Origin of the sequence: Pelagicoccus albus, assembly GCF_014230145.1 — a bacterium.
Taxonomy (GTDB): Bacteria; Verrucomicrobiota; Verrucomicrobiia; order Opitutales; family Opitutaceae; genus Pelagicoccus; species Pelagicoccus albus.
In genome coordinates this window covers 160468-184296 of sequence record NZ_JACHVC010000013.1, presented here as the reverse complement: position 1 = coordinate 184296, position 23829 = coordinate 160468, and the positions used below count along the sequence as shown (strand labels likewise).

At 51.1% G+C, this 23829-nt stretch carries 19 protein-coding genes; 11 read left to right on the top strand and 8 right to left on the bottom strand.

The features are described from left to right. Positions 1-5 precede the first annotated feature (5 nt). The 5 genes from H5P27_RS16060 to H5P27_RS16040 all read left to right on the top strand — a co-directional run bounded on the left by H5P27_RS16060 (position 6) and on the right by H5P27_RS16040 (position 5232). Positions 6-674 (top strand): MotA/TolQ/ExbB proton channel family protein, encoded by a 669-nt coding sequence (locus tag H5P27_RS16060; protein ID WP_185661444.1) that lies wholly within the window; start codon positions 6-8, stop codon positions 672-674. Next, complete coding sequence (locus H5P27_RS16055) at positions 671-1078, top strand: ExbD/TolR family protein (protein WP_185661443.1); 408 nt, start codon at positions 671-673, stop codon at positions 1076-1078. The genes H5P27_RS16060 and H5P27_RS16055 overlap by 4 nt, the downstream gene beginning before the upstream one ends. A 4-nt stretch (positions 1079-1082) precedes the next feature. After that, a complete protein-coding gene (locus tag H5P27_RS16050) occupies positions 1083-1742 on the top strand; it encodes an energy transducer TonB (protein WP_185661442.1) in 660 nt (219 codons plus the stop codon). A 52-nt stretch (positions 1743-1794) separates the two neighbouring features. Next, a complete protein-coding gene (locus tag H5P27_RS19830; RefSeq protein ID WP_185661441.1) occupies positions 1795-3156 on the top strand; it encodes a tetratricopeptide repeat protein in 1362 nt (453 codons plus the stop codon). A 120-nt stretch (positions 3157-3276) separates the two neighbouring features. After that, positions 3277-5232, top strand: coding sequence for a TonB-dependent receptor domain-containing protein (locus H5P27_RS16040; protein ID WP_185661440.1), 1956 nt, complete (start codon positions 3277-3279; stop codon positions 5230-5232). Positions 5233-5404: 172 nt separating this feature from the next. Here H5P27_RS16040 and H5P27_RS16035 read toward each other — a convergent pair whose 3' ends face one another. From H5P27_RS16035 to H5P27_RS16015, 5 genes are all read right to left on the bottom strand, one after another. Beyond that, on the bottom strand, positions 5405-5779 hold the full coding sequence (locus H5P27_RS16035; RefSeq protein WP_185661439.1) for a cupin domain-containing protein: 375 nt from the start codon (positions 5777-5779) through the stop codon (positions 5405-5407). 136 nt (positions 5780-5915) lie between these two features. Next, positions 5916-6377, bottom strand: a complete 462-nt coding sequence (locus H5P27_RS16030) for a GNAT family N-acetyltransferase (RefSeq protein WP_185662130.1) — start codon at positions 6375-6377, stop codon at positions 5916-5918. Between the two features lie 250 nt (positions 6378-6627). After that, complete coding sequence (locus H5P27_RS16025; RefSeq protein ID WP_185661438.1) at positions 6628-7137, bottom strand: CC0125/CC1285 family lipoprotein; 510 nt, start codon at positions 7135-7137, stop codon at positions 6628-6630. Positions 7138-7220: 83 nt separating this feature from the next. Continuing rightward, a complete protein-coding gene (locus H5P27_RS16020) occupies positions 7221-8003 on the bottom strand; it encodes a VPDSG-CTERM sorting domain-containing protein (protein WP_185661437.1) in 783 nt (260 codons plus the stop codon). Positions 8004-8149: 146 nt separating this feature from the next. After that, positions 8150-9019 (bottom strand): peptidylprolyl isomerase, encoded by an 870-nt coding sequence (locus H5P27_RS16015; RefSeq protein WP_185661436.1) that lies wholly within the window; start codon positions 9017-9019, stop codon positions 8150-8152. A gap of 161 nt (positions 9020-9180) precedes the next feature. Here H5P27_RS16015 and H5P27_RS16010 point away from each other — a divergent pair, with 161 nt between their 5' ends. Further along, a complete protein-coding gene (locus tag H5P27_RS16010; protein ID WP_185661435.1) occupies positions 9181-10170 on the top strand; it encodes an NAD-dependent epimerase/dehydratase family protein in 990 nt (329 codons plus the stop codon). 8 nt (positions 10171-10178) lie between these two features. Here H5P27_RS16010 and H5P27_RS16005 read toward each other — a convergent pair whose 3' ends face one another. After that, the gene (locus H5P27_RS16005; RefSeq protein WP_185661434.1) at positions 10179-10715 is read right to left on the bottom strand and encodes a hypothetical protein; all 537 of its coding nucleotides are present in this window, start codon (positions 10713-10715) and stop codon (positions 10179-10181) included. Positions 10716-10838: 123 nt separating this feature from the next. On the opposite strand from H5P27_RS16005, the gene H5P27_RS16000 reads away from it, so the two are divergent. Then, the gene (locus H5P27_RS16000; RefSeq protein WP_185661433.1) at positions 10839-11738 is read left to right on the top strand and encodes a DMT family transporter; all 900 of its coding nucleotides are present in this window, start codon (positions 10839-10841) and stop codon (positions 11736-11738) included. 242 nt (positions 11739-11980) lie between these two features. On the opposite strand, the gene H5P27_RS15995 is transcribed toward H5P27_RS16000, so the two are convergent. Continuing rightward, on the bottom strand, positions 11981-12742 hold the full coding sequence (locus H5P27_RS15995) for an SDR family NAD(P)-dependent oxidoreductase (protein ID WP_185661432.1): 762 nt from the start codon (positions 12740-12742) through the stop codon (positions 11981-11983). A gap of 291 nt (positions 12743-13033) precedes the next feature. Further along, the gene (locus H5P27_RS15990) at positions 13034-14197 is read right to left on the bottom strand and encodes a phosphoribosylaminoimidazolecarboxamide formyltransferase (protein ID WP_185662129.1); all 1164 of its coding nucleotides are present in this window, start codon (positions 14195-14197) and stop codon (positions 13034-13036) included. 149 nt (positions 14198-14346) lie between these two features. On the opposite strand from H5P27_RS15990, the gene H5P27_RS15985 reads away from it, so the two are divergent. The 4 genes from H5P27_RS15985 to recD all read left to right on the top strand — a co-directional run bounded on the left by H5P27_RS15985 (position 14347) and on the right by recD (position 23793). Further along, positions 14347-15189, top strand: a complete 843-nt coding sequence (locus tag H5P27_RS15985; protein WP_185661431.1) for a 3-keto-disaccharide hydrolase — start codon at positions 14347-14349, stop codon at positions 15187-15189. A gap of 104 nt (positions 15190-15293) precedes the next feature. Then, positions 15294-18608, top strand: coding sequence for an exodeoxyribonuclease V subunit gamma (gene recC / locus H5P27_RS15980; RefSeq protein ID WP_185661430.1), 3315 nt, complete (start codon positions 15294-15296; stop codon positions 18606-18608). Continuing rightward, positions 18605-22111, top strand: a complete 3507-nt coding sequence (locus H5P27_RS20130) for a UvrD-helicase domain-containing protein (RefSeq protein WP_185661429.1) — start codon at positions 18605-18607, stop codon at positions 22109-22111. The genes recC and H5P27_RS20130 overlap by 4 nt, the downstream gene beginning before the upstream one ends. Further along, on the top strand, positions 22108-23793 hold the full coding sequence (gene recD, locus H5P27_RS15970; RefSeq protein ID WP_185661428.1) for an exodeoxyribonuclease V subunit alpha: 1686 nt from the start codon (positions 22108-22110) through the stop codon (positions 23791-23793). Before H5P27_RS20130 ends, recD begins: the two co-directional genes overlap by 4 nt. The last annotated feature ends 36 nt before the right edge of the window (positions 23794-23829 follow it).

The window sequence follows — 23829 nt, the reverse complement described above, 5'->3', positions numbered from 1 at the left end:
GTTGCATGGGGTTTGACTTACAAAGCTTTTGGTCGGAATCGATTCGTATCTGGACCAGTGGAGGGTGGCTGATGGCACCGCTTCTGGCCCTTACGATCTACATCTATTACACCGGAATAGAACTCCTGCTTCGCTTGAATACACATCTGCTTTTTCGCAAAAGAGCGAATCGGATGAGTGATGCGGAAATAGACCGAGCGTTTCGAGATGTACGTACCTCCGTCGGGTCGCTGCTCATAAAAGACGCAGAAACTCCGGAAATGGTGAGGCGACATTTCGTGGAAGTTCGTCACGAGTATCTGCCCGTCGTGGACCGGCGGATACGGTTTCTTGCGATCATTTCGTCCACTGGACCTCTCATTGGCCTTCTCGGAACTGTCACCGGGATGCTTTCCACTTTTGGAGGGATGGTAGAAGAGGGGGCTAGCAAGTTTGACAATATGATCAAAGGGATTTCCGAAGCGCTCATAACGACGCAATCCGGACTGATTATCTCGATTCCCTGTTTTGTGCTCTTGGCAATTATATTCCAAAGGCGGCAATGTCTGGAGAGGAGCTTGTCCTCGCTGGAGCGCTACAACACCAGACTCGCATTGCGACAAAAGCAATGTCCGGTGCGGCGGGTGCTGCCGTTTACTTCAACCTTTTCCAAGAGGGAGAATCTCGCAGGATGAAAAATCGAAAAATGCTCTTCACTGGCGAGCAGAAGAACAACGAGATCAATATTTCGCCTCTCATCGATATTGTATTCATTCTTTTGATATTCTTTATCGTTACAACTGTCTTCGTGGAAGAGACCGGAGTCGAAGTGCAGCGGCCGCGGGCATCCTCTTCTGTTGATCTGGAAAAGAACTCCATTTTGATCGCGATAACAGACGACGGCCGAATCGTCTACGGCGGCGAGGAGATCGGCGTAAATGGTGTGCGAGGCATGGTTAGGCGTTTGATCAAACGCGAGCAGATGCCTGTGATTATCCAGTCGGATAAGAGAGCTCCAGTAGAGCTTTATGCCCGCGTTCACGATGAAGCCTCTTTGGCGGGCGCAAAAAATATTAACCTAGCAACCAGCCAGAATTGAAGGGATGGATAACGTAGCTCACTGGAAACATGGATCCTGGATCGCCCTTATTAGCGCGGTGGTCTTGGCGTTTGGGCTATTTCTGTTGATCCCGCTAACTCAATTGCTGGAAGACGAAGAACCGATTCCGATGACGGTCAGGCAAGTGCTGACTCTTAACCCGCCGACCCGTGAGGCGCCGCCTCCTCCTGAAGATGCTCAGCCTGAGGAAGAGGTTCCCCCTCCAAAGTTCGAACAAGTCGTTCAGGACATTCCACTTATGGAATTGGATTTGGAACTGGATCCAGGAGCAAGCGACGCCATTGCCATGGCTACCCCGCTGCAGGACTTTGCTGACGAAACGGAAGTGATGGAAAGCATCGAACAGATTTTCAGTTTCGACGACATGGCCGAGTCGCCCCGTCTTGTATCTGTTCCGCGAGTACGCTTCCCACGTACTTTATCAGCCCGTGGTGTGCTCGAAGGACGGGTAGTTCTTTTGGTTGTGATCGACGAGGAAGGTCTCGTGTCGGTCGAGCGTGTGGTATCGTCCACTCATGAAGAGTTGGTGGAGGAGGCGTTGAGAGTGGCTAAAAAGGCACGCTTCTCGATTCCAGTCGTGGATGGGAAAAAAGTGAAGGTACGCGGCGAATGGCCCCTGCTCATGCAGGCTCTGGAAAAGTAATTTGGAATGTATCGATATGTTGGATAAGGCTTTTAGAAATCTTGGTGGCCACGTGGCACAAAGAGCATTTTGCGTCCTATCAATAGTGGCGACTCATTGGGTGCAGGCCGCTGTGCCGGACTTGTCCTCCATCGGGGCGCCACGCGGTGGAGGCGATTTTTTCTCTCTCTACTCCGCGAATACTGAGATAGAGCCGGATTTGAGTGCCGAGGATCTAGAATTCTATCAAGAGATCGCTCCTCTTCTCAATACGGATACCGCAGCGGCAATAGAGCTTCTCAAGCCTCAGCTCAGCGAGGAGAGCTCCGCTGGTTTTGATTTTATCCTGGGAAGCCTACTTTATGTGCAGGGGGATATGGGCGAATCGATCGTCTGGCTAGAACGAGCGGTAGAGAAAATGCCCAATTTCCGGCGAGCCCATCGAATGCTGGGATTGTGCCGGACACAACTTGGAGAGGAGGCCTCTTCGATCGAAGACTGGAAGAATGTTATTACACTTGGAGGGGGAGATGCCCAAAGCTACGGGCTATTGGGCTATGCGTATTTGTCTCAAGAAAACTACTACTCAGCTCTTAAAGCCTATGAAATGGCACGTTTGTTTGATGCGGATAGTCGGGATTTCAAACAAGGACTCGCCCAGTGTCTTCTCATGACTGGCCAGCGGGAACAGGCCATTTCTCTCTATGATGAATTGTTGAAGCAAGACCCGAAGAACGCTGAATTCTGGTTACTGCAGGCGAATGCCTATGTGGCTTTGGATCGGCGACAAGAAGCGATCGCCAATATCGAATTCCTCCGCGAAATGGAAAAGGTCGATTGGGCGAGCCTCGTATTATTGGGTGATCTTTATCTAGCCCGTGGAGCTTACGAACTAGCGGTCGACCGTTATTTAGAATCTGTCGAAAACGCAGATAGTTTGGATAAAGAAAAAGTCCTTTTGCCTCTCGAGCGTCTGTTGGCTTATCGCTTATTCGAGGAGGCAAACTCCTTTATCGCCGCATTGGACGCAAGCGCCGGAATCGAAGGTGAGTGGAGCAAAGGCGAAGAGTACCAGCTATGTCGCGCTCAGGTGGCTATGGAGATGGGGGATTTTTCCGAGTCGGAGTCCGTATTGAAAAGTATCGTACAGGCTAATCCAGTATCTGGGCAGGCTCTTTTGCTCCTGGGAGATCTCTGCAAAAGGACCGAACGTAGCGAGGAGGCGGTCTTCTTTCTGGAACGAGCAGCGGCAATTGATGCAGTGGAAGCGGATGCCTTGCTCGCTCTTGGAAGATTGGAAGTCGAGCGGGGAAGGTTATCCGAAGGTATAAAGTTCCTCAAGGAATCTCAGAAACTACGCCCAAGGGAAAATGTGGCTGCCTATCTCGCCCGCGTGAAGGAAGTTCTTTCTTTGCGCAAGGGCCGTAAATCATAGTCGAACCTGATTCGGCTTTTTGCGAAACCCTTTAAATCCTTTTTGGGGTCGATCTTTTCCCTCATGGAGCGGCGTTCGTTCGAAAATGTTGTTAGTTTGGCGTCCTAACTTCCCAACACTATGAAAACGGATACAAACGAACTGCCTCCTTTTGGCCCTACCAAATTCCTGGCTCTCTCCGCTCTTGCGGGATTTGCCTCTTTGAGCGTGGCTCAAGAAGCTCCAGTCGACACTGTTCTCGAAGAGACCACTCTCACGACAGCCGAGCTGCCGACGAGTCTCGGCGATGTCACGACAGACGCTGAAATAGATAGCGCTTCGCTCGAACAGTGGTCGACTGAGGATTTGGAAGGTCTTTTCAAGACAACACTCTCCGCCAAGGCGGGTGGCGGCCGGACTCAGACCCAGGACATCTACATCCAAGGGCTCCAGTCAAGCATGACCAACGTCACGATCGACGGGGCTCAACAGGTCGGACTGATATTTTACCATGCGGGTTCTGGAGGCAGTATCGAAACGGACCTTCTCAAGTCGATTTCGATCAGTGCGGGTACCTCCAATGCTCTGAGTGGACCGGGAGCCCTCGGCGGTTCTCTCGCATATGAGACTAAGGATGGATTCGACCTTCTTGAGAGTGGCCAATCCGTTGGTGGATCAGTGAAAGCCACTTACTACGCGGATCGTGAAGACGGGTATAAACTGAACGCTATGGGTTACGGCCTCCTTAGCGATGACTGGAGCTATCTTGTATCAACTGGATATTCCGACATCGGAAACTATACGGATGGCGCTGGCCAAGAAGTGATCCAGACTCACTATCGCCGCAAAAGCGCTTTGGCCAAGGTCTCTGGAAATATTGATGAATCTCAGAGTTTGTCAGTGAGCTACGAATACATCAAGGACCAGGGTGCAGGTTCTTTGCGAGCTAATGTCTATCCTGGAGAAGAGGATTCGGTTCCAAATATCAATGAACGCGAAACGCTCACCTTCAATTACGGTTTTAATCCTCTCGGCAATGACGCAGTGGATACGACTTTCAAGTTCTACACCACTGAACGAAGTCTAATTGGCGATACCAATAATGCCATGATCAAGTCCGTCGGCTTGGATCTGCGTAATACTAGCCTATTGCTAGACAATGGAATGACCTTCACTTACGGCACTGATTTCCGGGAAGACACCTACGGAAGCAACAGAGTCGAAGGGGATGAAGTCGGATCGGTTCTCGGTTTCTACGGTCAGGCAGATTGGGAGCTATCCGAGGCATTTCTCCTCTCTGCAGGAGCTCGCTATGATAGCTACGACCTAGAGTCGCGGGATGGCACGACCTTTGATCAATCAGGTTTCAGCCCTAATGCCACCTTGCTCTACAACGCCACACAGGATCTGACTTTCCACGCCACCTATGCAGAGGCATTCCGAGGCGTTTATCCGGTGCAAAGCTACCTCACTAACTCTGAAACCGATCCGGACATTAAGCCTGAAGAGTCGACCAATTTAGAATTCGGTTTGGAGTATACCTTCGGTGACTACTTTGTCAGCGGCAAGTTGTTTGAAACTACCATCGACAATGTCATTAACCCTCGTCCTCGCGGCACGCCTCGTACGAATCTGGGAGACTACTATGCGGATGGATACGAGCTCATGGTGGGTGCGAACATCGACAAGTTCCGTGCGAGCGCGGGGGTTATCCTATCCACTCCAGAAGTGACGAATGTAGACGGAACGGTAACCGACGAGACGCTCAGTGTTAATATGAAGACCGGCCGTACCTGGCTCGGAAACTTCGAGTACCGACTCGCTGAGATGGGCATAACGACCGGCTGGACTGTGGAGTACGTTCAAGCGGTTAGTACCACGGGAGCGAGAGGAACGACGAAGAAGTCTTCCACCATCGTGCACGACGCTTTCCTTCGCTGGGAACCCGTCGCTGACTCGTTGGATGGCGTTTCCATCAATCTCGCAGCGAGCAATATCTTCGACAACGATTATTACGAGCAGACCACTTTCGCTTACATGAATGGCTATGCCGCTCCGGGACGGGATGTGACATTGACTTTCGGATACAAGTTCTAGTCGAAGCTACATCTTAAATGTAAGGCTCCGATAGGTAGCCTATGATGTTTGCGTTCTTTGGAATCACAAGCCCCCTCGGCCACGGCGAGGGGGCTTCTTTGCGACTCGAATGCTAGACTGTCGACCGGTTCAAATTTAGGCTTGCTCGGAAAGTCTCCAATTTCGTTCTGATTCAGAATGGTCGAAGTTGGTCCTCTTCGCTTTTTGTTCGAGCGATTTTCAAGTCGCCCGTGTGTTTAGTCGATTTTCTTTCGAAGAGTAAAACAGAACACTCTTCTTCGGCGATTGGATTATGCATCTCCCCTCGAGGGACAACGTACATTTCTCCCTCCTTCAACTCAACTGCTCCATCCTCGAGTTCGATTTTGAGAGAACCTGAAATGACCAAGAATAGCTCATCCTCTTCGTCATGCTTATGCCAGGCAAAGTTTCCCCTCAGTTTCGCTACCTTGGCGTAAAAGTCGTTCACTTCTCCAATGACGCGTGGCGACCAAGTTTCCTCTAATTTCGAAGCCTTATCCTTGAGGCTAACAACCCTATTATCCATGGAGCTGACGTTTGTTTGATTCGACTGCGTTTGCAATGTTACAAGGCCTTAGAGCTGGATCCGTGCTGATTCGAAGATAAGAACTGCAAGCGTCGGGGCCTATTTAAGTCTACCGCGTTTGCTTTCTTGTTCGTTTCTAGCCTTGGATAGGTATGGTCATAAAAACGCTATTGGGGTCCGGCTTGTAGTCGGAAAATGGATCGCAGACTATGAAGCCAACGCTCGCATATAAAGTGCGTGCCGGCAAAAAGAAGGGCATCCTACCCGTCTCCAAACTCAATCGCACGTACTTTCTAAGACGTGCCTCCAATATAATGTGCTGGAGTAAGGTGCGTCCGACTCCACGACCACGGACGGAGTCCTTGGTCCTCATGGATTTAATCTCGCCATGTGTCGGGTCGAGTTCCTTCAAGGCGATGCATCCTACCAGTTCTCTCGCTGAGAGAGCCACCCAAAAGGTGACTTTCTCCGACCGTAAGCCGTCTAGATCCAAGGCGTGCTTACTCTCAGGAGGAGAGACTGATCTCATGTCCTCGAGGTGCTCCTCTAGAAAATTGGCTATTTCGGGACCGCTGAGATCATCGGTCCGTATTTGAATTTCCATTTCCTCTAGACTAGCTCAAGCTCAGGCAGATACCGTGACTGTGGCCCCCGGGTGTAGCAGCGTTCTTGTTGATTTAAGCATTTCGCGGACCAGATCACTCGGGGCATTTTTGTCAGTCCCCCGTTTTACGAGCCTCAGTGGCGACGCAAACCTAGAAAAGCTTCGCTCTGTCCAGTGAGAATCGCCTGTAAATCTAAAATGTTCAGCTTGACTTGGATCAATTAGAATAACCTGAAATCTTGGATTATCTTATATTATATTTAGCTTTTAGATCCTGTTCGGTCTTTGCAGCATCGTTCACTAAATCTGAAGGAGGCCCTTCGTAGTTAGAAAACTTAACTACGAGCACTATGTGTGGTATATCGACCTCAGTCGGTTGGCCCAATTCCATTTCCCTAATACTCTTCGGACTTTCAACTATACCTGGAAACCGAGAGCGGTTTAGATCCACATCAGAAAATGGATATTCATATAGCCTCAATTCTTTCGTGTTGATGTTTTCTACTGCTTTCAACTCGAAATGGGTATATCCGATTTCTTGCGCTAATTCGGATGCTCGCAATGCTGCGAGATCAAAGACTTTTCCTCGAGAGGATTTGGGCTTGCCCAAATATCCGACGGCATAGAGGTCCGGTTCTATCCTGATATGGCTATAACCTACCTGTTGGCCTGAAGAATACGATGTATAGTTTATGTTGGTGCAAGAACAGAGAAAGAGGGAGAAAATTAATAGAGAGAGGGTGGGTGATTTCATTGTTTTCTGACTTCAAAAGACTCTTGGAATCGAAATTGATAAGCGGTTAACACGCCGCAACCGCCAGAATTACGAGGGTCCCTTTAAGCCAGACGGACTCGGCGTCTGACTAATACCACTCCGAGCAGGGACAGAGAGAGGAGTGCGATCGTGCTGCCTGAGTCGGGGACGCTTACTGCTGCTCCAGCCCATCCTTGAGCTCCTTCGTCGAGGTAGCGACCACCGAAGATTTTCGTAGTCAAGACGCCGCCACCACCAAGGAGGTAAGAATCTAGCTGTGGAATCATAGCTGAGCCAATTCCTGTGAGTTCGATGAGGTCTAGTTCGAAATTGAAATCGTACATATACGGACCAGAAAGGGTATCAAACTTGAGCAGAGACTCATCGACGTAGCTTGAAGTATATACCGAGCCATCGGACCCTAACTCGTTTCCTGCGGCGTCATAAAAAGTAGCATTTTTTAAGATCCCTGTGTCTTGTACAACAAACGGACTGTACACATCTTTTCGATCGGCTCCCGAGCCCACCTGCAAGAGCTGGTCTTTCGAGGGGTAAAAGTCCAATACGATTCGTACAAAATCGCCGACTTCCATGTCCGCCATTTTGCCGTAGTAAAATAATTCAAGGAAATAGAATTCTCTGTAAGACTCTCCTTCACCGGTGAAAATGGGTGCTCCATTCAAGTATTTTTCCGGAATCACCATAGTGTTATCTTGAACCGCTCCATAGAGCTCCAACGTCAGCGCTTCCGCTCGATTGCTGAAAGAAGCTGAAATGGCCAGGCCAAAGAGGAATAGAGCGAGCAGGGGGCGCGTGCCTTTAGTGCTGATGCACGAAGGGGAGGATACTTGTGGGTGTGGATTCATACCGCCAACAACAGTGGCTTCGACTACGATTGCAATACCGGTGCTGGAACTTAAGGTTTAGCCCGATCCCTTTGACGTCGGATACACTAGAACTACCGAAGTAATTGTATTTGCTTTAAGGGGACGGTGGGAAATCGAGCCAGGGCTTATTCAGTCGACGACCGTTTCTCAACTTCCACCTCTACCGGTGCGACGCGTATCGACTCGATAATCACATCTTCGAGTGGTTTATCGTTCGGGTCCGTTTCGACCTTCGAAATCGCTTCCGCTACCTCCATTCCGGATATCACTTTACCGAATACGGTATGCTTTCCGTCGAGCCAAGGCGTTCCTTCTTTGTTCGTTACGATAAAGAACTGGGATCCGTTGGTATTGGGACCAGAATTGGCCATGCAGAGAGTTCCGTAGTCGACGTGGTTGAGAAGCTCGCCCTTATCAAGCAAAGGTTCTTGGTATTCCAAGGCGTCGAGAACTTCCTGTACTTGGATTTCGAACATTGGTTCGTAGCCTCTGGCTTCCTCCATTTTGGAGTACAGATCTGCTATGAATTCGATGGGGCTCTCGCCGCGATATTCACGTAGGTGAGGAGCGACTACGTTCTGGAAGACGTATTTTGCCCTTTCTTCGGTTTCGATCACTCCGTTCATGGGCAGTCCGGGCGTGTACGTTTCGTCTTCGAATGTATAGCCAGGTCCACCCATTCCTGTGCCCAGCGGATCGCCTCCTTGAATCATAAAATCAGGTATGACCCGGTGAAAAATCAAGCCGTCGTAGAAAGGCTTTGCTTGTGCGACGCTCTCGCCATCTTTCAGAAATCGGGTCCCGTCCGCGAGATCCATGAAGTTTTTCACCGTTTTGGGAGCATCAGTCTCGAATAGCCGAACCACGATCTCGCCCATGTTAGTGCGGATGGTGGCGTGGTATTGGGTCTCCTTTTTTGCACAGCCACTGAGAGCAGCAAGGAGGAGTCCGGCTGAGATGATGAGATAGAGATTTGATGTACGTATTGAGCACATGGTGAGAGGAGATTTCCTGGCAGGATTGGGGAGTGATTGAAGTGAGGCCTGTAATTATTCCTACAAAAATCGTGATTTCCCATGAAAATGTTGCGAAGGGGGGGCTTTGAACCAGATTGACCTAGGTCGGGCTGAAGATCCCGGCTCCCCCTTTTTTTAGTATGAAAGCCCTTATTATTGGAAGCGCTCGATTTATGGCCCCCAACCTCATGGCAGAGTTGGTGCAGCATGAGGTCGAGGTAGCTCTAGCCGACTCCAACCCACCTCCCGAGGATATGCAGGAACTCGTGACCCATATCCCTGTAGACAAAGCTTCGCTCGGCTTTTATCGGGAGGAATGCCTCGAGTTCAAACCGGACGTGGCCATTCATTTATCGGCCAATTCTGGCGATGAGGTCTCGTCTTTTCTGGACGTGTTTCAAGGTCAAGTCTCGCACACCGTAGTAACGAGCAATACCAATGTCTACCTGGCTCACGGACGCTTGCGTGAAACCGAACCAGGCTCCTCGATTTCCGTTCCGATCGATGAGAACTCGCCACTACGCACGAGAGCTTTGAATGGAGAGGGAGCGGACAAGCTGGTAGTCGAGAAGATCATGCGAAATGCCAAGGACCCCAGTACGGTCCTCCGTTTGCCCCCGATTTATGGTCCTGAGGATTACCATCGACGCTTTTACCCTATGATCGTTCGGATGCTCGACGAGCGTCCTTTTGTATTGCTCGGGCACGATCAGGCTGCCTGGCGGTGGACTCACTCCTATGTAGGCGACGTAGCTCACGCCCTGTTTTTGGCGGCAACAAAGCCAGGGGAAGGGCACCGCGTCTACAATGTTGGCGAGCTTAAAACGCCTACTATGAAGGAACGCCTCGAGCATCTCGGCCTCGTTTTGGGCTGGGAAGGGCGAATCAAAGTGATTTCCGCCAACGAATTGCCTCCGTATCTGCAGACTCCCGGCGATTTCAATCAAGACTTGCTGATCGATACCTCCGCGATCCGAAAGGATCTCGGGTACAAGGAACCAAACGATTATTACGATGGCCTAGCGGATTCTGCTGAGTGGTATCGCGAAAACCCACCGGCCCAAATGGCGGGCAAATCATTCGACTATTCGGCCGAAGATTCCGTGAACGCCATGGAGATTCGCGATTAGCGAACGATCTATTCTTCGATGACCTGCATTGAGGTTCGGGTCGTTTTGTTGATGAAGATCCAACCGTCTTCTATCGCCACATCGACATCGATCAGGCTCGTGTAGTGTCGGGTGTTACCAAACTGCACCACCTTTTCTTCCTCTTGGATCTTGACCAAAGCCTCTTGGCCGGTGGCCGAATATTCGATGTCCATAACCATGGACTGAACCATCATCTCTTTGGCCGTATCGAAGATGTCTTTCACCATTCCCAGATAATCTTGGCGGTAGATCCGAGTCCGGTTGGAGTCGTAAGCGTCCACAGCGACATAGTTAGGAGCGAAAAAGCTCTCGTAGGTGCTGAAATCAAGATTGGTGGCGGCTTCGTCGCTTAGGGCAAACAACTGCAAAATCGTTTGGTCGTTCAGCTCTCCAACATAGTAGCCGTAGTCTAAGGTGGACTCGCAGGAGGTCGAAAACAGACTCACAAACAGTAGGGCGAATAGGGCGACGAGAGGAGACTTCTTCACGCCGGGCATTCCACAGACCGCTCGCTGAAGGTTCAAACGTTTTTGTGGTTGGGGCTTAAATCGCTTAACGACCGCTGGCCAAGTCGGGAGCTTTGCTAGATCGGTTTTTTCTAATTGCTGCAGAGAGCCTACCAGCTCTTTTTAGGCCGCAAACATTTGATGAAACCGCTTCCGCTTAGCTTTTATTTACAGGTCGTCCTATGTGCCGCACTTTGGGGCAGCGCCTTTCCTGTGATCAAGCTGAGCTACGAGGCCTTAGCCGTCGAAGGGTTTGGCGAGCGAATGGTATTTGCCGGTATCCGATTTATGATTGCGGGCCTGATTATCGTCCCGTTTTGCCGTAGTTCCGTTTTAGGCACACTGAAACGAGCTCCCAAGGGCAATCTGCTTTGGATCATCTTGGGACAGACTTTTTTCCAGTATGTATTTTTCTACTACGCATTGAGCGTATCCAGTGGAACACTTGGCGCTTTGCTCGGAGGTGCCGGCAGCTTTTGGTGGATGTTTTTGGCTCCGATTTTCCAAAAAACAGCCATGCCCAGCAAAAAGCATTGGGCGATATTGCTGGTGTGCGCCTGCGGTATCTCGATCGCTGTTTACGCTCCGGGTGCTGGCAGCGGGAACGTGATGCTCGGATCTACCGCTTTTTTGCTGGCGTCATTATCCGGAGCGATGGGAGCGATCGGACTAAAGCGGATTTCCATAAATCACGGCAGCAGGGCGATTACTTCAATTTCTCTGTTTGTTGGCGGCCTGATGCTTTTGCTGGTGGGAGCTCCCAGTGGTTGGACTGGCTTTTGGGCTGATCTTAAACCAAGCGCATTTGGATCTTTGGCGTATTTGAGCTTTTTGTCCGCTACGGCATTCACGGTCTGGAATCGTCTGATCGAACAATATAGCGTCAACGTCTTGTCGGCTTACCGATTTTTGATCCCGCTGTTTGGAGTCGTCGAATCGGCTTTGCTTGTACCAACAGAATCGATCGGTCCGGGCATCGTATTTGGAGGCCTCATGATCGTGACGTCGCTCTTCGTGTCAGGACGTATCAAGGACAACTGAACACTTCGGTTCAGTAAAAGTCCGCATCCTTATCAGAACTGTATTCTCCGAATGAAATACGGACATGCTCGTTGTTTCATTGTTTTTCATCGAAAGTCAGCGATTTCTTCGGAAGTCTAAAACGACGCACAATAGATATTATGTCTAATTAAGGAATTAGTCCCTAATCGAGGTTCTCCAACAATTCTGTAGCCTATGACCTATCGGTCTTCTTATCTTCTTTTTGCGTCAGAGCTACTGGATCAGCGTCCCATCCATCCGCCGTCTACAAGCATAGTCGAACCGTGCATGTAGGCCGCTCCTTCTGAACAAAGGAAAACCGTGGGGCCGACAAAATCTTCTGGCTGGCCCCAGCGACCCGCTGGGATGCGGCTCAAGATGCTTTTGCTCCGTTCTGGATCGTTTCGTAAGGCTTCCGTATTGTCCGTGTCGATGTAGCCTGGAGCGATGGCATTTACGTTGACGCCCTTGCCGGCCCATTCGTTTGCAAAAGCCATCGTCAATTGACCAACGCCGCCCTTGCTAGCCGCGTATCCTGGCACGTTGACGCCGCCTTGGTATTTAAGCAGCGAAACGACGAATACGATCTTGCCGGAGCCGCGTTCGACCATGAGCTTTCCAAGATCACGGGTCAGGACGAATTGGGCGTTGAGGTTGATCTCGATGACTTTGTCCCAGTATTCGTCGGAATGTTCGGCCGCGGGTGCCCGCAAAATAGTTCCCGCATTGTTGATCAGAATATCGATCACGGGATGGTCGCTGGTGACTTGTTTGATGAAAGCCCGCAATGAGTCGCGATCCGAAAAATCGCAGGAGTATGCTGAGAATTTTTTCCCAAGGGCCGTAATCTCGTCTCCAACTTCGCTCCCTGCCGCTTTCAGGCTGGAACTGACGCCGATGATGTCTGCTCCTGCCTTCGCGAGCCCGATAGCCATCGCTTTTCCGATGCCGCGTTTGCAGCCTGTGACCAAGGCGACTTTTCCTGTTAGATCAATTTGATACATTCTGACTGGCTATGAGTTTTGGTGGATGAGGCGTTGCGCAATTCGGTTTTGTTAAGGCGTACCAGCGTCGACGAGGACAATGTGGCTGCACTTGCCGAACCGGTTACGAGTAAACTCCACAGCAGACCCTGTTCCAAGCTTTAATAAGAGTTGACTGTCGGATCTCCTCAGGCGCTGTCGAATTCCAGTGTATCCAAAAAACAAAAAATCCCGAAGCCGGCCCCTATTGATTTGGACTGGTCTTCGGGATGAGATTTACCATCAACCGCCGATTCAGGCAGCTCTCGCTTCCTAGTGTAGGAAGCTTCGGATTCCAGTGGCGGTCAGGGTCATTCCGTATTCGTTCACGGCATCGATTATCAAATCGCTGCGGAGCGAGCCGCCGGTTTCCACTACGTGCTGGACGTTTGACCTGCTCGCTCGGTCGATATTGTCGCGGAATGGAATAAAGGCGTCGGAGCCGAGGCAGATGTCCTTGTATTGGCTAATCCACTCGGAGCGCTCTTCCTTGCTAATGGGTTCAGGGCGGGTGTTGAAATTCTCCAACATGTTCGCCTCTTCATGGCCGCTCAAACTGTCCCAAAGCAAGTACTGGTCGATCAGGTTGGTTTTTTCGACCTTCTTGAGGCCTTCCTTGAAGTCTAGTCCGCGAACCTTGGGGTGACGCTGCAGGAACCACTTGTCTGCTTTGTCACATGCGAGTCTGGTGCAGTGGATACGGCTTTGTTGGCCGGCTCCCATGCCCACGATTTGACCGTCATAGGCAATGCTGATCGAGTTGGATTGCGTGTACTTCAGCGAGATCGCCGCCACGAGCAAGGTGTCGAGAGCTCCCTCGGAGATGTCCTTGTTTTTGGATACGACGTTCTTGAAGTCTTCCTTGGTGAAGAGCCGGCTATTGCGCTCCTGTGCGACGGTTACCCCGAAGATTTCACGCTTCTCGATTCCGGTCGGCATGAAATCGTAGTCGACTTCCAGCATGCAGAAACCGCCCTTTTTCTTGCTCTTGAGAATCTCCAAGGCCTCTGGCTCGTAGCCCGGGGCAATGATCAAGTCGCTCACTTCAGTCTTCAGAAATTGAGCGAGGCTCACGTCGACCACATCACTGACAGCGAGTACATCGCCGAAGGAGCAGAGGCGGTCCCCTCCTCTAGCCCGCACGTAGGCGGAGGCGACAGGGGAGAAATCGGTCGTCTTCAGAAACTGGGATTCCTTGAAGGCGTCGTCGATCGGCTTGGCGATAGCTGCGCCGGCCGGGCTGACGTGCTTGTAGGAGGCGGCGGATGCTTTGCCGGTCGCTTCCTTTAGTTCGCGAACGAGCTGCCAGGAGGTCAGGGCGTCCAGCATATTGATATAGCCAGGCGCTCCGTTTACGATCTTGATCGGTGATGGCTCTGGAAACTCGAGGAAAGCTTCTTTTTGGTGAGGGTTTGTGCCGTAGCGGAGTGAGATCATCATCCTCTCTATGCGAGTGGTTTGAGCAAATGCAACATTCAGGTAGCCTCTGCTTCAAATATCCCTAACAAGTAAGAGCGTCTTCGAGTTTGCCAGTGAAGCGTTCCACCGATCTAGATTGCGAAACTCAATTCAACCCCCGTCTGACCATGAAAACGATCCCTCTAAAACTTCTCGCCGCATCCTTGTCTTTCGCCTTCGGAACTCACGTTTTTTCCGATGAACTGCCTCCGCTAGATTGGGAAGAGCTTGGCGAGACGAGCCCTTGGCAGTACACGGAGCTCCACCGAGACGTAACTGTCGTAACCCCCGGCCAGAATGGCAGCGCCCCTTCGGACGCAGTGGTCCTTTTTGACGGAAGCGACCTATCGCAGTGGGAGAAAACGCCCTTCGGCGAAGGCGTTCGCATGGATCGCACAGAGCACTTCCTCAAGCGTTACGACTCGGCGGAAAAGCTGGGACCGGCGGCTTGGAAAGTGGAAGATGGGGAAATCATTGCCGGACAAAAGCAGGGAGCGATCGCCAGCAAACAGGCATTTGGCGACATGCAGTTGCACATCGAGTGGTACGTGCCTGTCCTAGAAGGTAAAGAGGGTCAGGAGTACGGAAACAGTGGGATCTTTCTGATGGGGCTATATGAGCTTCAAGTCCTAAACTCCTATCAGAACGAGACTTACTCAAATGGGCAAGCAGGCGCTTTCTATAAGCAAAGCGAACCGCTCGTGAATGCATCTCGGGCCCCCGGCCAATGGCAGAGCTACGACATCATTTTCACCGCTCCTCGCTTCAACGAGAAAGGCACGCTCTCAACGCCAGCCAAGGCGACTGTGTTGCACAACGGCGTGCTGATTCAGTGGGATACTGAATTGCAGGGGCCAACCTCTTTCATCGGCGAACCCTACTATGTGCCGCACCCAGAAAAATTGCCGATCGTTCTACAGGACCACGACAACCCAGTTCGCTACCGGAATATTTGGGTGCGGGAGCTGTAAGGTATTACCAGCATTAGCTGAAAAATTTGCCCTCTGGTTAGGCGGCTTTAAAGAGATTATCCGTTGCCAAGGCCAAGCTTCTTGGCTTCACATGGGAAGCTTAGATGCCGGATCCCCAACTCACGCTTCACACCTCCAATCGGGTTGAAAACCTAGCCAAGCGCTTGGTTGAAGTGTCGCGTCGAGAACCACTCTCGCGGTTGCTTTCCCAAGAGACGGTGATGACTCTCAATCCGGGAATCGCTCGCTGGCTGCAGTTCCAAATCGCCCAGCAGGCGGGAGTTTCCTTTGGCTGGGATTTTCCGCTGCCAGGGAAACTTTTCTCCCGAGTCCTAAGCGGATTTGAGCCATATTTCGACAGTAGCGGTGCCTTTCCCGAAGACCTTGCCCGCTGGCATCTGCTGGAGATTTTGCAACAGCTCGAGGATCAACCGCGATTTCGGGATATCTTGAGGTATTGCTCCGCCGATCAAGGGGCTCGCCGCTACTCGTTTGCCAACCAAATGGTTCGCATGTACGACGAGTATCTTGTTTACCGCCCGGAAGAAATAATCTCTTGGGAAGACAAGCCGGATGAGTCTAGATTCGACTGGCAAGCGGAGCTCTGGCGCAGACTGATTCGACGTTTGTATCCCAAGACGGCTCAGCCACGCCACATCGCTCGGCTTTGGTCGGATTTGCGGCATGGACGTATTTTGGAGCTGGCCTGCGAGCCGGCTCGTTGGCCCGAGCGTCTGATGGTGTTTGGGGTGTCGTCGCTAGCCCCACTTTATCTGGATCTACTGCATCAGCTTTCCCAATACCGGCCGGTCCATATCTTTCTGCTGCAACCTTCCGACTTGTATTGGGCGGATCTCAAAACCCGCAAACAAATGGGCAAGATCGCCCGTCAAGCGGCTCGTAAAAGTGGCAGGAAGCTGACCAACGATCCGGAGGATTGGCTCTACGAAACAGGAAATCCTTTGCTTCCCGGCTTCGGCAAGCAGGGTCAAATGTTCTTGGATCAGCTGATCGACAAAAATCCCTTGCAGGATGATTCAGGATTTGTTCCTCCAGCCGAAATCCAAAGCCAACTCGCGTGCCTGCAGACTGATCTGTTCGCTATCCAAGATCGCGACGTCGAGAAAGGTTCGGCACCCTTCCCTTCTTATGATGGGACGATTCAGTTGCATTCCTGCTCCAGTCGTCGCCGCGAGATCGAGACAATCTGGGATTTGATAGTCAAACGCTTGGACGATGATGCGCAGCTCAAAACGAGTGATATCCTTGTCATGGCTCCAGACATACAAGTTTATCGCTCGCATATCGAAGCAGTATTTAAATCGAAACGAGGAACGGATCTAGAGATTCCGTATTCCATCGCGGACAATATTGCTGGGCGTCGGCCGGGCGTGATGAGCGGTCTCCTTGCCATACTCCAATCCGTCTCTTCTCGAGCTAGTTCCGCAGACGTCATGTCCCTTGTCGAATCACCGCTCTTGCGTGAGGTTTTTCAGTTCAGCGATCGGGATTTGGAAAGCATCGAGTTCTGGATACGCGAATTGGGCATCACGTGGGGCTGGGATAGCCAGCATCGCTCACAACACGATGGTTTTGCAACCGATCGCAACACGTGGAAGGAAATGCGTTCTCGCCTCATCGCGGGAGCTTTCTTTGCCGACGATACGAAATCGCCTAGCGGGTTTCTTGCCTTTTCCGAGATCGAGAGTGGCTTGGCGGATACGGCGGGACGTTTTGTAGAATGCCTAGAACTACTGAAGGATCTTCGGCGAAATTACAGCCAAACTCAGTCAATCCGTAGCTGGCAAGACCTGTTCGCAGGTTTGATCGATAGATTACAGTGCGATCGTGAAGAATGGCAGCGAGACTACCAAAAAGCGAAGGAACTGGTGGTAGAGACACTGCCAGACCTAGATAACGCTTTCGCCACAGGAGCGGAAGCCTGTCGTGCCCTAGCGGACAAGTTTGATTCCAGCGTTTCTTCCGGTGGTTACTTAAATGGAGGAGTGACGTTTTGCTCGCTAAAGCCAATGCGAGCGATTCCAGCAGACACCGTTTGCCTTGTTGGAATGAACCGACTCGATTTTCCACGAGCTAATCGGCGTCCCCATTTCGACCTGCTCGCGAAAGAGGCCCGTATCGGTGATCGTAATACGAGAGACGAGGATCGTCAGTTTTTTCTCGAAACGATCCTTTCCGTACGAAGCCATCTGTTCCTTACCTATCAGGGGATTGCATCGAATAGCGACAGCGAGAAGGCACCGTCTACTGTGGTGGAAGAACTGATGGCCTATCTGGAAAAAGGGATGGATCCTGCGGATTACCAAAAGATCACCTCGATACAAAGACGTCAGTCTTTCGATGCCTCCTATTTTGAAGCGGATGAGACGCAAACCTACGACCCGGACCGAGCTGCCCTACGGAATCGGTTTGCCTCTCTTTTAAACAAAGCTGCTCCCCTCAAAAGTGATCCTGAACGGGAGGAGTCTCCTGTTGATGAGGTTCTGGAGGTATCCACGCTGGCCCAATTTTTCGCAGACCCGCTCAAAGCGTTTGCCTCGACGGTAGCCCAATTGAAATTCATCACGAGTTCCGACGCCTTATCGGAAGCGGACGAGCTATTGCCGGACGGTTTGGATCGCTACAAGTTGCGCACCTTGTTGGCAGAGAGGTTAAAATTAGGGGAATCGATTTCGGAGATTGATTTCGAAGCGCTCGCCCAAAGCAAAACACTGCCTGTGGGCTACCTCGCCCAGCCCACCTTCGCCGCGGAGATCGAGAACGCGAGCGAGGTCGCTGAAATTGCAGGTACGAGCGAAATGGAAACTCGTTTCATCGAGTCGAGAATTGGCGATATAGCCGTTGCTGGTGAATCCACGGTAAGGCTTATGGATGGCAACGCCTTGCAGATCTCAGTTGGAGAGTTGAAAGCAAAACGTGTCATTTATGCCTGGATACAGCATCTTTTCACCTCCGCCTTTGACACTCGTTTTTCCGGAGAAACCTATTTGTTGACCCTGCACGATAAACAAAAGCATCTCCGCTTCAAGAAAGTTGAAAACGCTCGCGAGCTTTTGGCCGAGCTCGTCGATCTTTACCGGCAAGGGATGCAAGGACCTTTGCCGTTTATTCCCGAGATCTCGGAAGCTGCGGCCAAGGAATGGAACAAGTCTTCGAACTCCGAAAGCGAGGAAGCATTCGCGGAGGCTCTTGATAAAGCAAATACGTTAATCCAAGATGCTGTCACGCCGAGCGAATTTTCCAAACGCTACACCTGGAGCCCCTACGATCGGGCTTGTCTAGGGGATGACTATCTCCCGGATGAGCGTTTCGTGGACCACGCGGTTTCCATCTGGTCAAAGGTCCATGCTGCTGTTGGAAGCCTTGATATCAACGAGCTGAAAGGAGCTGCCGAGTGATAGAGCTCCATAAAGGGACGACTCTCATCGAGGCCAGTGCGGGCACGGGAAAGACCTACACGCTTTGCCGAATTGCACTACGCCTGACGCTCCATCATCAGATCACGCTAGACCGCATCTTGGCGGTGACGTTCACAGAAGCGGCTACGGAAGAACTGGCGACGCGTATCCAAGATCTCTATCAGTCTGCCCTACGCGAGTTGGAGTTGGGTGAGTTGAAGGAAGAGGTATTGATAGAGGCATCCTGCCAAGATGACTTTGATGTGGATGAAGCGAAACGTGCCTTGCGATACAGCCTAGAGGTGTTTGACGAGGCTCCCATTTCCACAATCCATAGCTTTTGCAAACGCTCCTTGGATTTGGTCGCCCTCGAAACGCAAACGCCTTTTGATGCTGAGTTGAGTCAAGTGGAAAACTTGCTGATCGATCAGCTCCAATCCGAATACATACGCCAAGAGGTTCTAGAGAAATCCAAGGCTCTCAGCTTGGTATACTCGGGAGGACGCAAAGCGAGTTTCGAAACAAGCTTGAAGGAGATCGGCAAAGAAAGCTCTGCCCACCCTTACGCTACGCTGCGTCCTACTCCGGCTACAGCTGATATTTCGCAGTTGGATTCGCTTTTTGAAGAACTGCCGCCGCAGATCGGTGATTTACTAAGCCGAGCAAAAGAGATTACTCCCACTCTACGAGCGAACTCCCGTGTTTGTAAGCTGCTTAACGGGCAACTCCCCGGCTTGGTAAACGCAAATAGACGGGGCTTTTTGTTGCCGAGCGATCTCGCGATACTCGCTGATTTCGAAACTGAAAAATGGCAGAAGGCACTGAAAAAGAAGTATGAAGACTCAGCGATACCACCTTTCGTTACGTGTGCGGGGGACTTTCTTCTCAAAGCCGAGTCTGCCTTTCTGTCACTGTCTTACAACTACAAGGGCTGGCTCTCTGATAAACTCGCTCGTGCCAAGCAGCAGGCGAATGTCATCAGCTACAATGATCTCCTTCACTACCTGAACCGCGCCCTGAAATCGGAACAAGGAGACAGCTTACGAATCGCCTTGGCCAGTCGTTACGACGCCGCTTTGATCGACGAGTTCCAAGACACGGATCAAGTGCAGCTTGATATAGCAACCTCTCTCTTCTCGGGAGGAGACCACTATCTTTTCTACATCGGCGACCCCAAACAGGCCATTTACCGCTTCCGGGGGGCAGATATTCATGCCTATTTTCAGGCGACTCGGGTCGAGTGCTTGAGGAGGGAGCACTTGGCAAAAAATTACCGCTCCAGCCCCCGCTTGGTTCATGCCGTGAACCAACTGTTCGAGCAATCGCCCATCCAGTTTGTCGACAAGGAGATTGAGTTTAAAGCCGTTGAACCAGGCCTTACAAATGATGACGATTCAGAAGATCCAGTTTTTAAATTCGAGCAGTTTGTCTTAGCAGAACACGAACAAGCGAAAGGTTCCGGCAACTATCGGAGCTTTCTCGCCGCAAAAGCCGCAAACGATTTTGCCGTTCGTCTCAACGAGGATCCTGATTTCGATCCAGCGAGCGCTACTTTTTTGGTCAACACGCTTAAGGAAGCGGAATCTCTCGGGGCCGAACTTTTGAAACGCGGAATCTCTTTTGCGTTGAGAGCAGATCGAAGCGTATTCAAAACGCAGGAGGCTGACGATTTGAGGCAAGTCCTCTCTGCCTTAATATCCCCTGCCCGTTCGAGTTTAAAGCGTGGCGTGATCGCCTCTCTCGACCGTCGCCTTCGCGCGACAGATTTGGTGAGTGATCGTATTAGCGATCGGTACGATTCAGTTTCTGAATACATTGGCCAATGGTCAAAAGATTGGTTCGGGGTGAATTTTGACTTTGGCTTGCAGCAGCTCTTTCGAATCATTGAGCCCGATTCCGCAAACCTGTTGGATTCCGAAAGGCGTTTCGCCAACTTTCAACAGCTCGGCGAGCTCCTGTCGGAGGTTCGTGATGAGGAAGATTTAAGCCCGCGTGGTTTATTGAATTGGCTAGATCGTCAGAGCCAGGACAAGTTGAATGAAAAGGACGAATGGCAGACGCGAATCAGCAGTGACGAAGGGAAGCCGCAAATTCTAACCGTTCATAAAAGCAAAGGTCTCCAGTTCCCTGTCGTGATTTTGCCTTTTCTCGGGCTACGCCGTTTCAAAGAGGATATAAAGTCGATTAGCTATCACGATCCGGATGGTAGAATGGTAATAGATTACGCCCCAGAGGAAGATTCCTCAGGCGTAGCAGCCAATAGAAAAGAATCCCTCGCTGAGGATATTCGTCTGCTCTATGTCGCCTTAACCCGTGCCGAAAAAGAGAATCACGTCTACCTTTGTCCGGAAGAGTTATCGGCGCGGAGCAAGATGAAAGCTTCCAGCTTTGCGAAGTTCATGCTCGGAGAGGATATTGATCCTGATTCAAATATGTTGGGCGAGGCTCTCGAAAAGTTAGCCAAAACCTCGGACGGAAAAATATCCTATCAAAAGTCACCTCTCGAGCGGGACCAATTTGTCGCATTAGAGAGAAAGCTAAAATCAGAAAAACCTGAACCTGTATCCGCCTTAAGCCTACGTAATCGCAAGCGTATGCCATTCCCTGATCGAGTTTTGAGCTTCTCTTCCCTCAACAAAAGTCTTCATCGCCAAGAGGAGCAGATCGATGTCTCTGAATTGGAAAGCGATTCCCATGTCGATGATGAGACGGTACTTTTGCCCGATGAGCCAGAGGAGGAAACGAGCCAGGAACTGAGCATTTTCACGCTGCCCAAAGGCACCCATGCCGGAGATTTACTGCACCTTATTTTGGAGCGCTATGACTTTTCGCGGCCCGACACACTCGCTTCTACCACCGAGGCGGCCTTTGATTTTCTTCGATTCGAGCCTCGGGAGTACATCCCGATTGTCGCGGCTCAGATAAAGGCGATAACGGAACAACCGTTGAAGACGGAGTTTGGCCAATTCACGTTGGCCGAGACTGGCTCCGATTGCCGTATTCCTGAATTAGAATTTTCGTATCCAGTATCCGGGGATGTGAAAACAAAGATTATCGAGACGCTTTCGAAAAACGATCTGGGACGAATTCCGAAAAGCTGGCAGACCTCATTGGCTGAAGATGGAGAGACGGGCTTTCCCGCTTCGATGTTGCGTGGTTTTATCGACCTCACGCTTGAGTCTGATGGGCGGCTGTACCTGTTTGACTGGAAGAGCAATTATATCGGACCAAGTCCAGCGGATTACAGCAATAAGGCCATTCTAGAGTCGATGTCGGAGCACAACTATTTTCTTCAGTATCTCCTCTACTGTGTGGCGCTGAAACGCTACGTGGAGTGGCGTTTCCCGAATCAGCCATTTGAGTCCTTGTTTGGTGGAGTTTTCTATATTTATGCTCGCGGAGTAAGTCCCGGCAAAGAGACCGGTGTCTACTACGACCTGCCTTCTACAAAATTGCTTTCCGAACTCGATGAGGCGCTTGGGCAAGGAGGCGTTTCGACATGAAAAAGCTAGGTGAAGAATTGGCTCTTTTGAGCGAACCCCCGTTTGTGTCAATTGACAGGATGCTCGTAAAATATCTCGAGGATGAGTGGGGCGAGCGTAACAGGTGGGTTCTTATAGCAGCAGCCCTCTGCAACCTAGCGGTTCGTGAAGGGCATACGTTTTTAGATTTAGGCCAAGTTCCCCACCTAGGCTCAACAACGATTCGGTCCTGGCCCGCGATCGACGAATGGAAGCATATGCTAGGAGGCTGTACTGCGGTGAGAGAGGAAGGAACTGAAAACTGCACTCCTCTCGTATTGGTTAATAAAACAAAGTTGTATTTGGATAAGTATTACCAGTACGAAAGCCGTTTGGCCGATCGCATTAAATCGCTTTGCTCTGAACCAGACTTGACAGAGGGCGATGTGGTAGAGAGAGCGGTGGCCAATCGTTTTTTCGTCATCACCGGAGGCCCGGGAACAGGCAAGACAACGATCGCTTTGCGCTATTTGGATCGTTTGCTCGATCGTTGGACTGAAAAACGTCCACCCCGCTTCGCTGCAGTGGCTCCGACTGGTAAGGCGGCTGCTCGCTTGGCAGAATCGATGTCAAGCGGGGTTCGCAGACTGTCGTTTGATTCGGAAAGGGAGAAAGCTCTGCTCTCTATTCCGAACTTAACCATTCATCGACTCCTGGGGGCCTTACCGAATCGGTCAACATTTAGGCATCACAAGGGAGGCCCAATTCGCTACGACGCACTCGTGGTCGACGAGAGCTCCATGATCGATTTGCCGCTCATGTCCAAGCTCCTCGACGCTTTACCGACGAGTTGCCGCCTACTCTTTCTCGGCGACAAGGACCAGCTTACAAGCGTGGATGTAGGTTCCGTTCTAGGAGATATTCTGGCAGCCTCGCTTCAGCCCGATTCACCGCTATCGCCTTTAGTGGAACGCTTACAGAAGACGTATCGATTTTCCGAAGACAGTGGAATCTATGCCGCTTGCCAAGCTGCCCGAGTCGGCGATGTAGGTACGTTTCAGAATATTCTCGAGAAAGGATTGGATGATTTCAGCTTCATCGAAACTCCAATCGAAAGTTCTAAGATCCCCACCGAAGCCTTGCGGCTTGGCTATGGGCAATGGGAATCACTTTACCAATGTTCCACCGTGGATGACGCTCTGGCGAAGTTAAATCGCTTTGTTACTCTTATAGCGACCCGCAAGGGCCCAGAAGGATCGGAAGCCTTCAACCGAAAGTTGGCTTCGCATATCCGAGAGAGACTCAAGATGGACCCTATGGGGACGGATCCAGTTTCCGCCAGCCCGATAATTGTATTGGAAAACGACTACGAGTTAGAACTGTACAACGGAGACCTTGGTTTGGTGTGGCAAGCCGATGACGGTTCCTTGGCGGCTTACTTCGTTGCAGCGAACGGAGCAACAAGGCGATTTAGGCTAAGCGAGATGCCAAGCTTCGAGCCAGCTCACGCTCTTACTATCCACAAGAGTCAGGGCTCTGAGTTCGACGAGATTAGTTGCATATTCCCAGGCAAGTCCAATCGCCAGATAACCCGAGAACTCGTCTACACCGCATTTAGCCGAGCGAAAAAGCGGGTCACCGTTTTCAGTTCGACAAAGACTTTGACCGATGCGGTCGCCAATCAAGCGGCACGAGCAACTCGGCTGGCCGTACTGCTCGCGTGATCACCCTGACCTTAGCCGTTAAATGCTTCAGAAGCG

Coding starts and splice junctions, on each gene's coding strand:
- H5P27_RS16060 (WP_185661444.1), top strand. CDS start 6: ATGGGGTTTGACTTACAAAGCTTTTGGTCGGAATCGATTCGTATCTGG.
- H5P27_RS16055 (WP_185661443.1), top strand. CDS start 671: ATGAAAAATCGAAAAATGCTCTTCACTGGCGAGCAGAAGAACAACGAG.
- H5P27_RS16050 (WP_185661442.1), top strand. CDS start 1,083: ATGGATAACGTAGCTCACTGGAAACATGGATCCTGGATCGCCCTTATT.
- H5P27_RS16040 (WP_185661440.1), top strand. CDS start 3,277: ATGAAAACGGATACAAACGAACTGCCTCCTTTTGGCCCTACCAAATTC.
- H5P27_RS16035 (WP_185661439.1), bottom strand. CDS start 5,779: ATGGATAATAGGGTTGTTAGCCTCAAGGATAAGGCTTCGAAATTAGAG.
- H5P27_RS16025 (WP_185661438.1), bottom strand. CDS start 7,137: ATGAAATCACCCACCCTCTCTCTATTAATTTTCTCCCTCTTTCTCTGT.
- H5P27_RS16020 (WP_185661437.1), bottom strand. CDS start 8,003: ATGAATCCACACCCACAAGTATCCTCCCCTTCGTGCATCAGCACTAAA.
- H5P27_RS16015 (WP_185661436.1), bottom strand. CDS start 9,019: ATGTGCTCAATACGTACATCAAATCTCTATCTCATCATCTCAGCCGGA.
- H5P27_RS16010 (WP_185661435.1), top strand. CDS start 9,181: ATGAAAGCCCTTATTATTGGAAGCGCTCGATTTATGGCCCCCAACCTC.
- H5P27_RS16000 (WP_185661433.1), top strand. CDS start 10,839: ATGAAACCGCTTCCGCTTAGCTTTTATTTACAGGTCGTCCTATGTGCC.
- H5P27_RS15995 (WP_185661432.1), bottom strand. CDS start 12,742: ATGTATCAAATTGATCTAACAGGAAAAGTCGCCTTGGTCACAGGCTGC.
- H5P27_RS15990 (WP_185662129.1), bottom strand. CDS start 14,197: ATGATCTCACTCCGCTACGGCACAAACCCTCACCAAAAAGAAGCTTTC.
- H5P27_RS15985 (WP_185661431.1), top strand. CDS start 14,347: ATGAAAACGATCCCTCTAAAACTTCTCGCCGCATCCTTGTCTTTCGCC.
- recC (WP_185661430.1), top strand. CDS start 15,294: ATGCCGGATCCCCAACTCACGCTTCACACCTCCAATCGGGTTGAAAAC.
- recD (WP_185661428.1), top strand. CDS start 22,108: ATGAAAAAGCTAGGTGAAGAATTGGCTCTTTTGAGCGAACCCCCGTTT.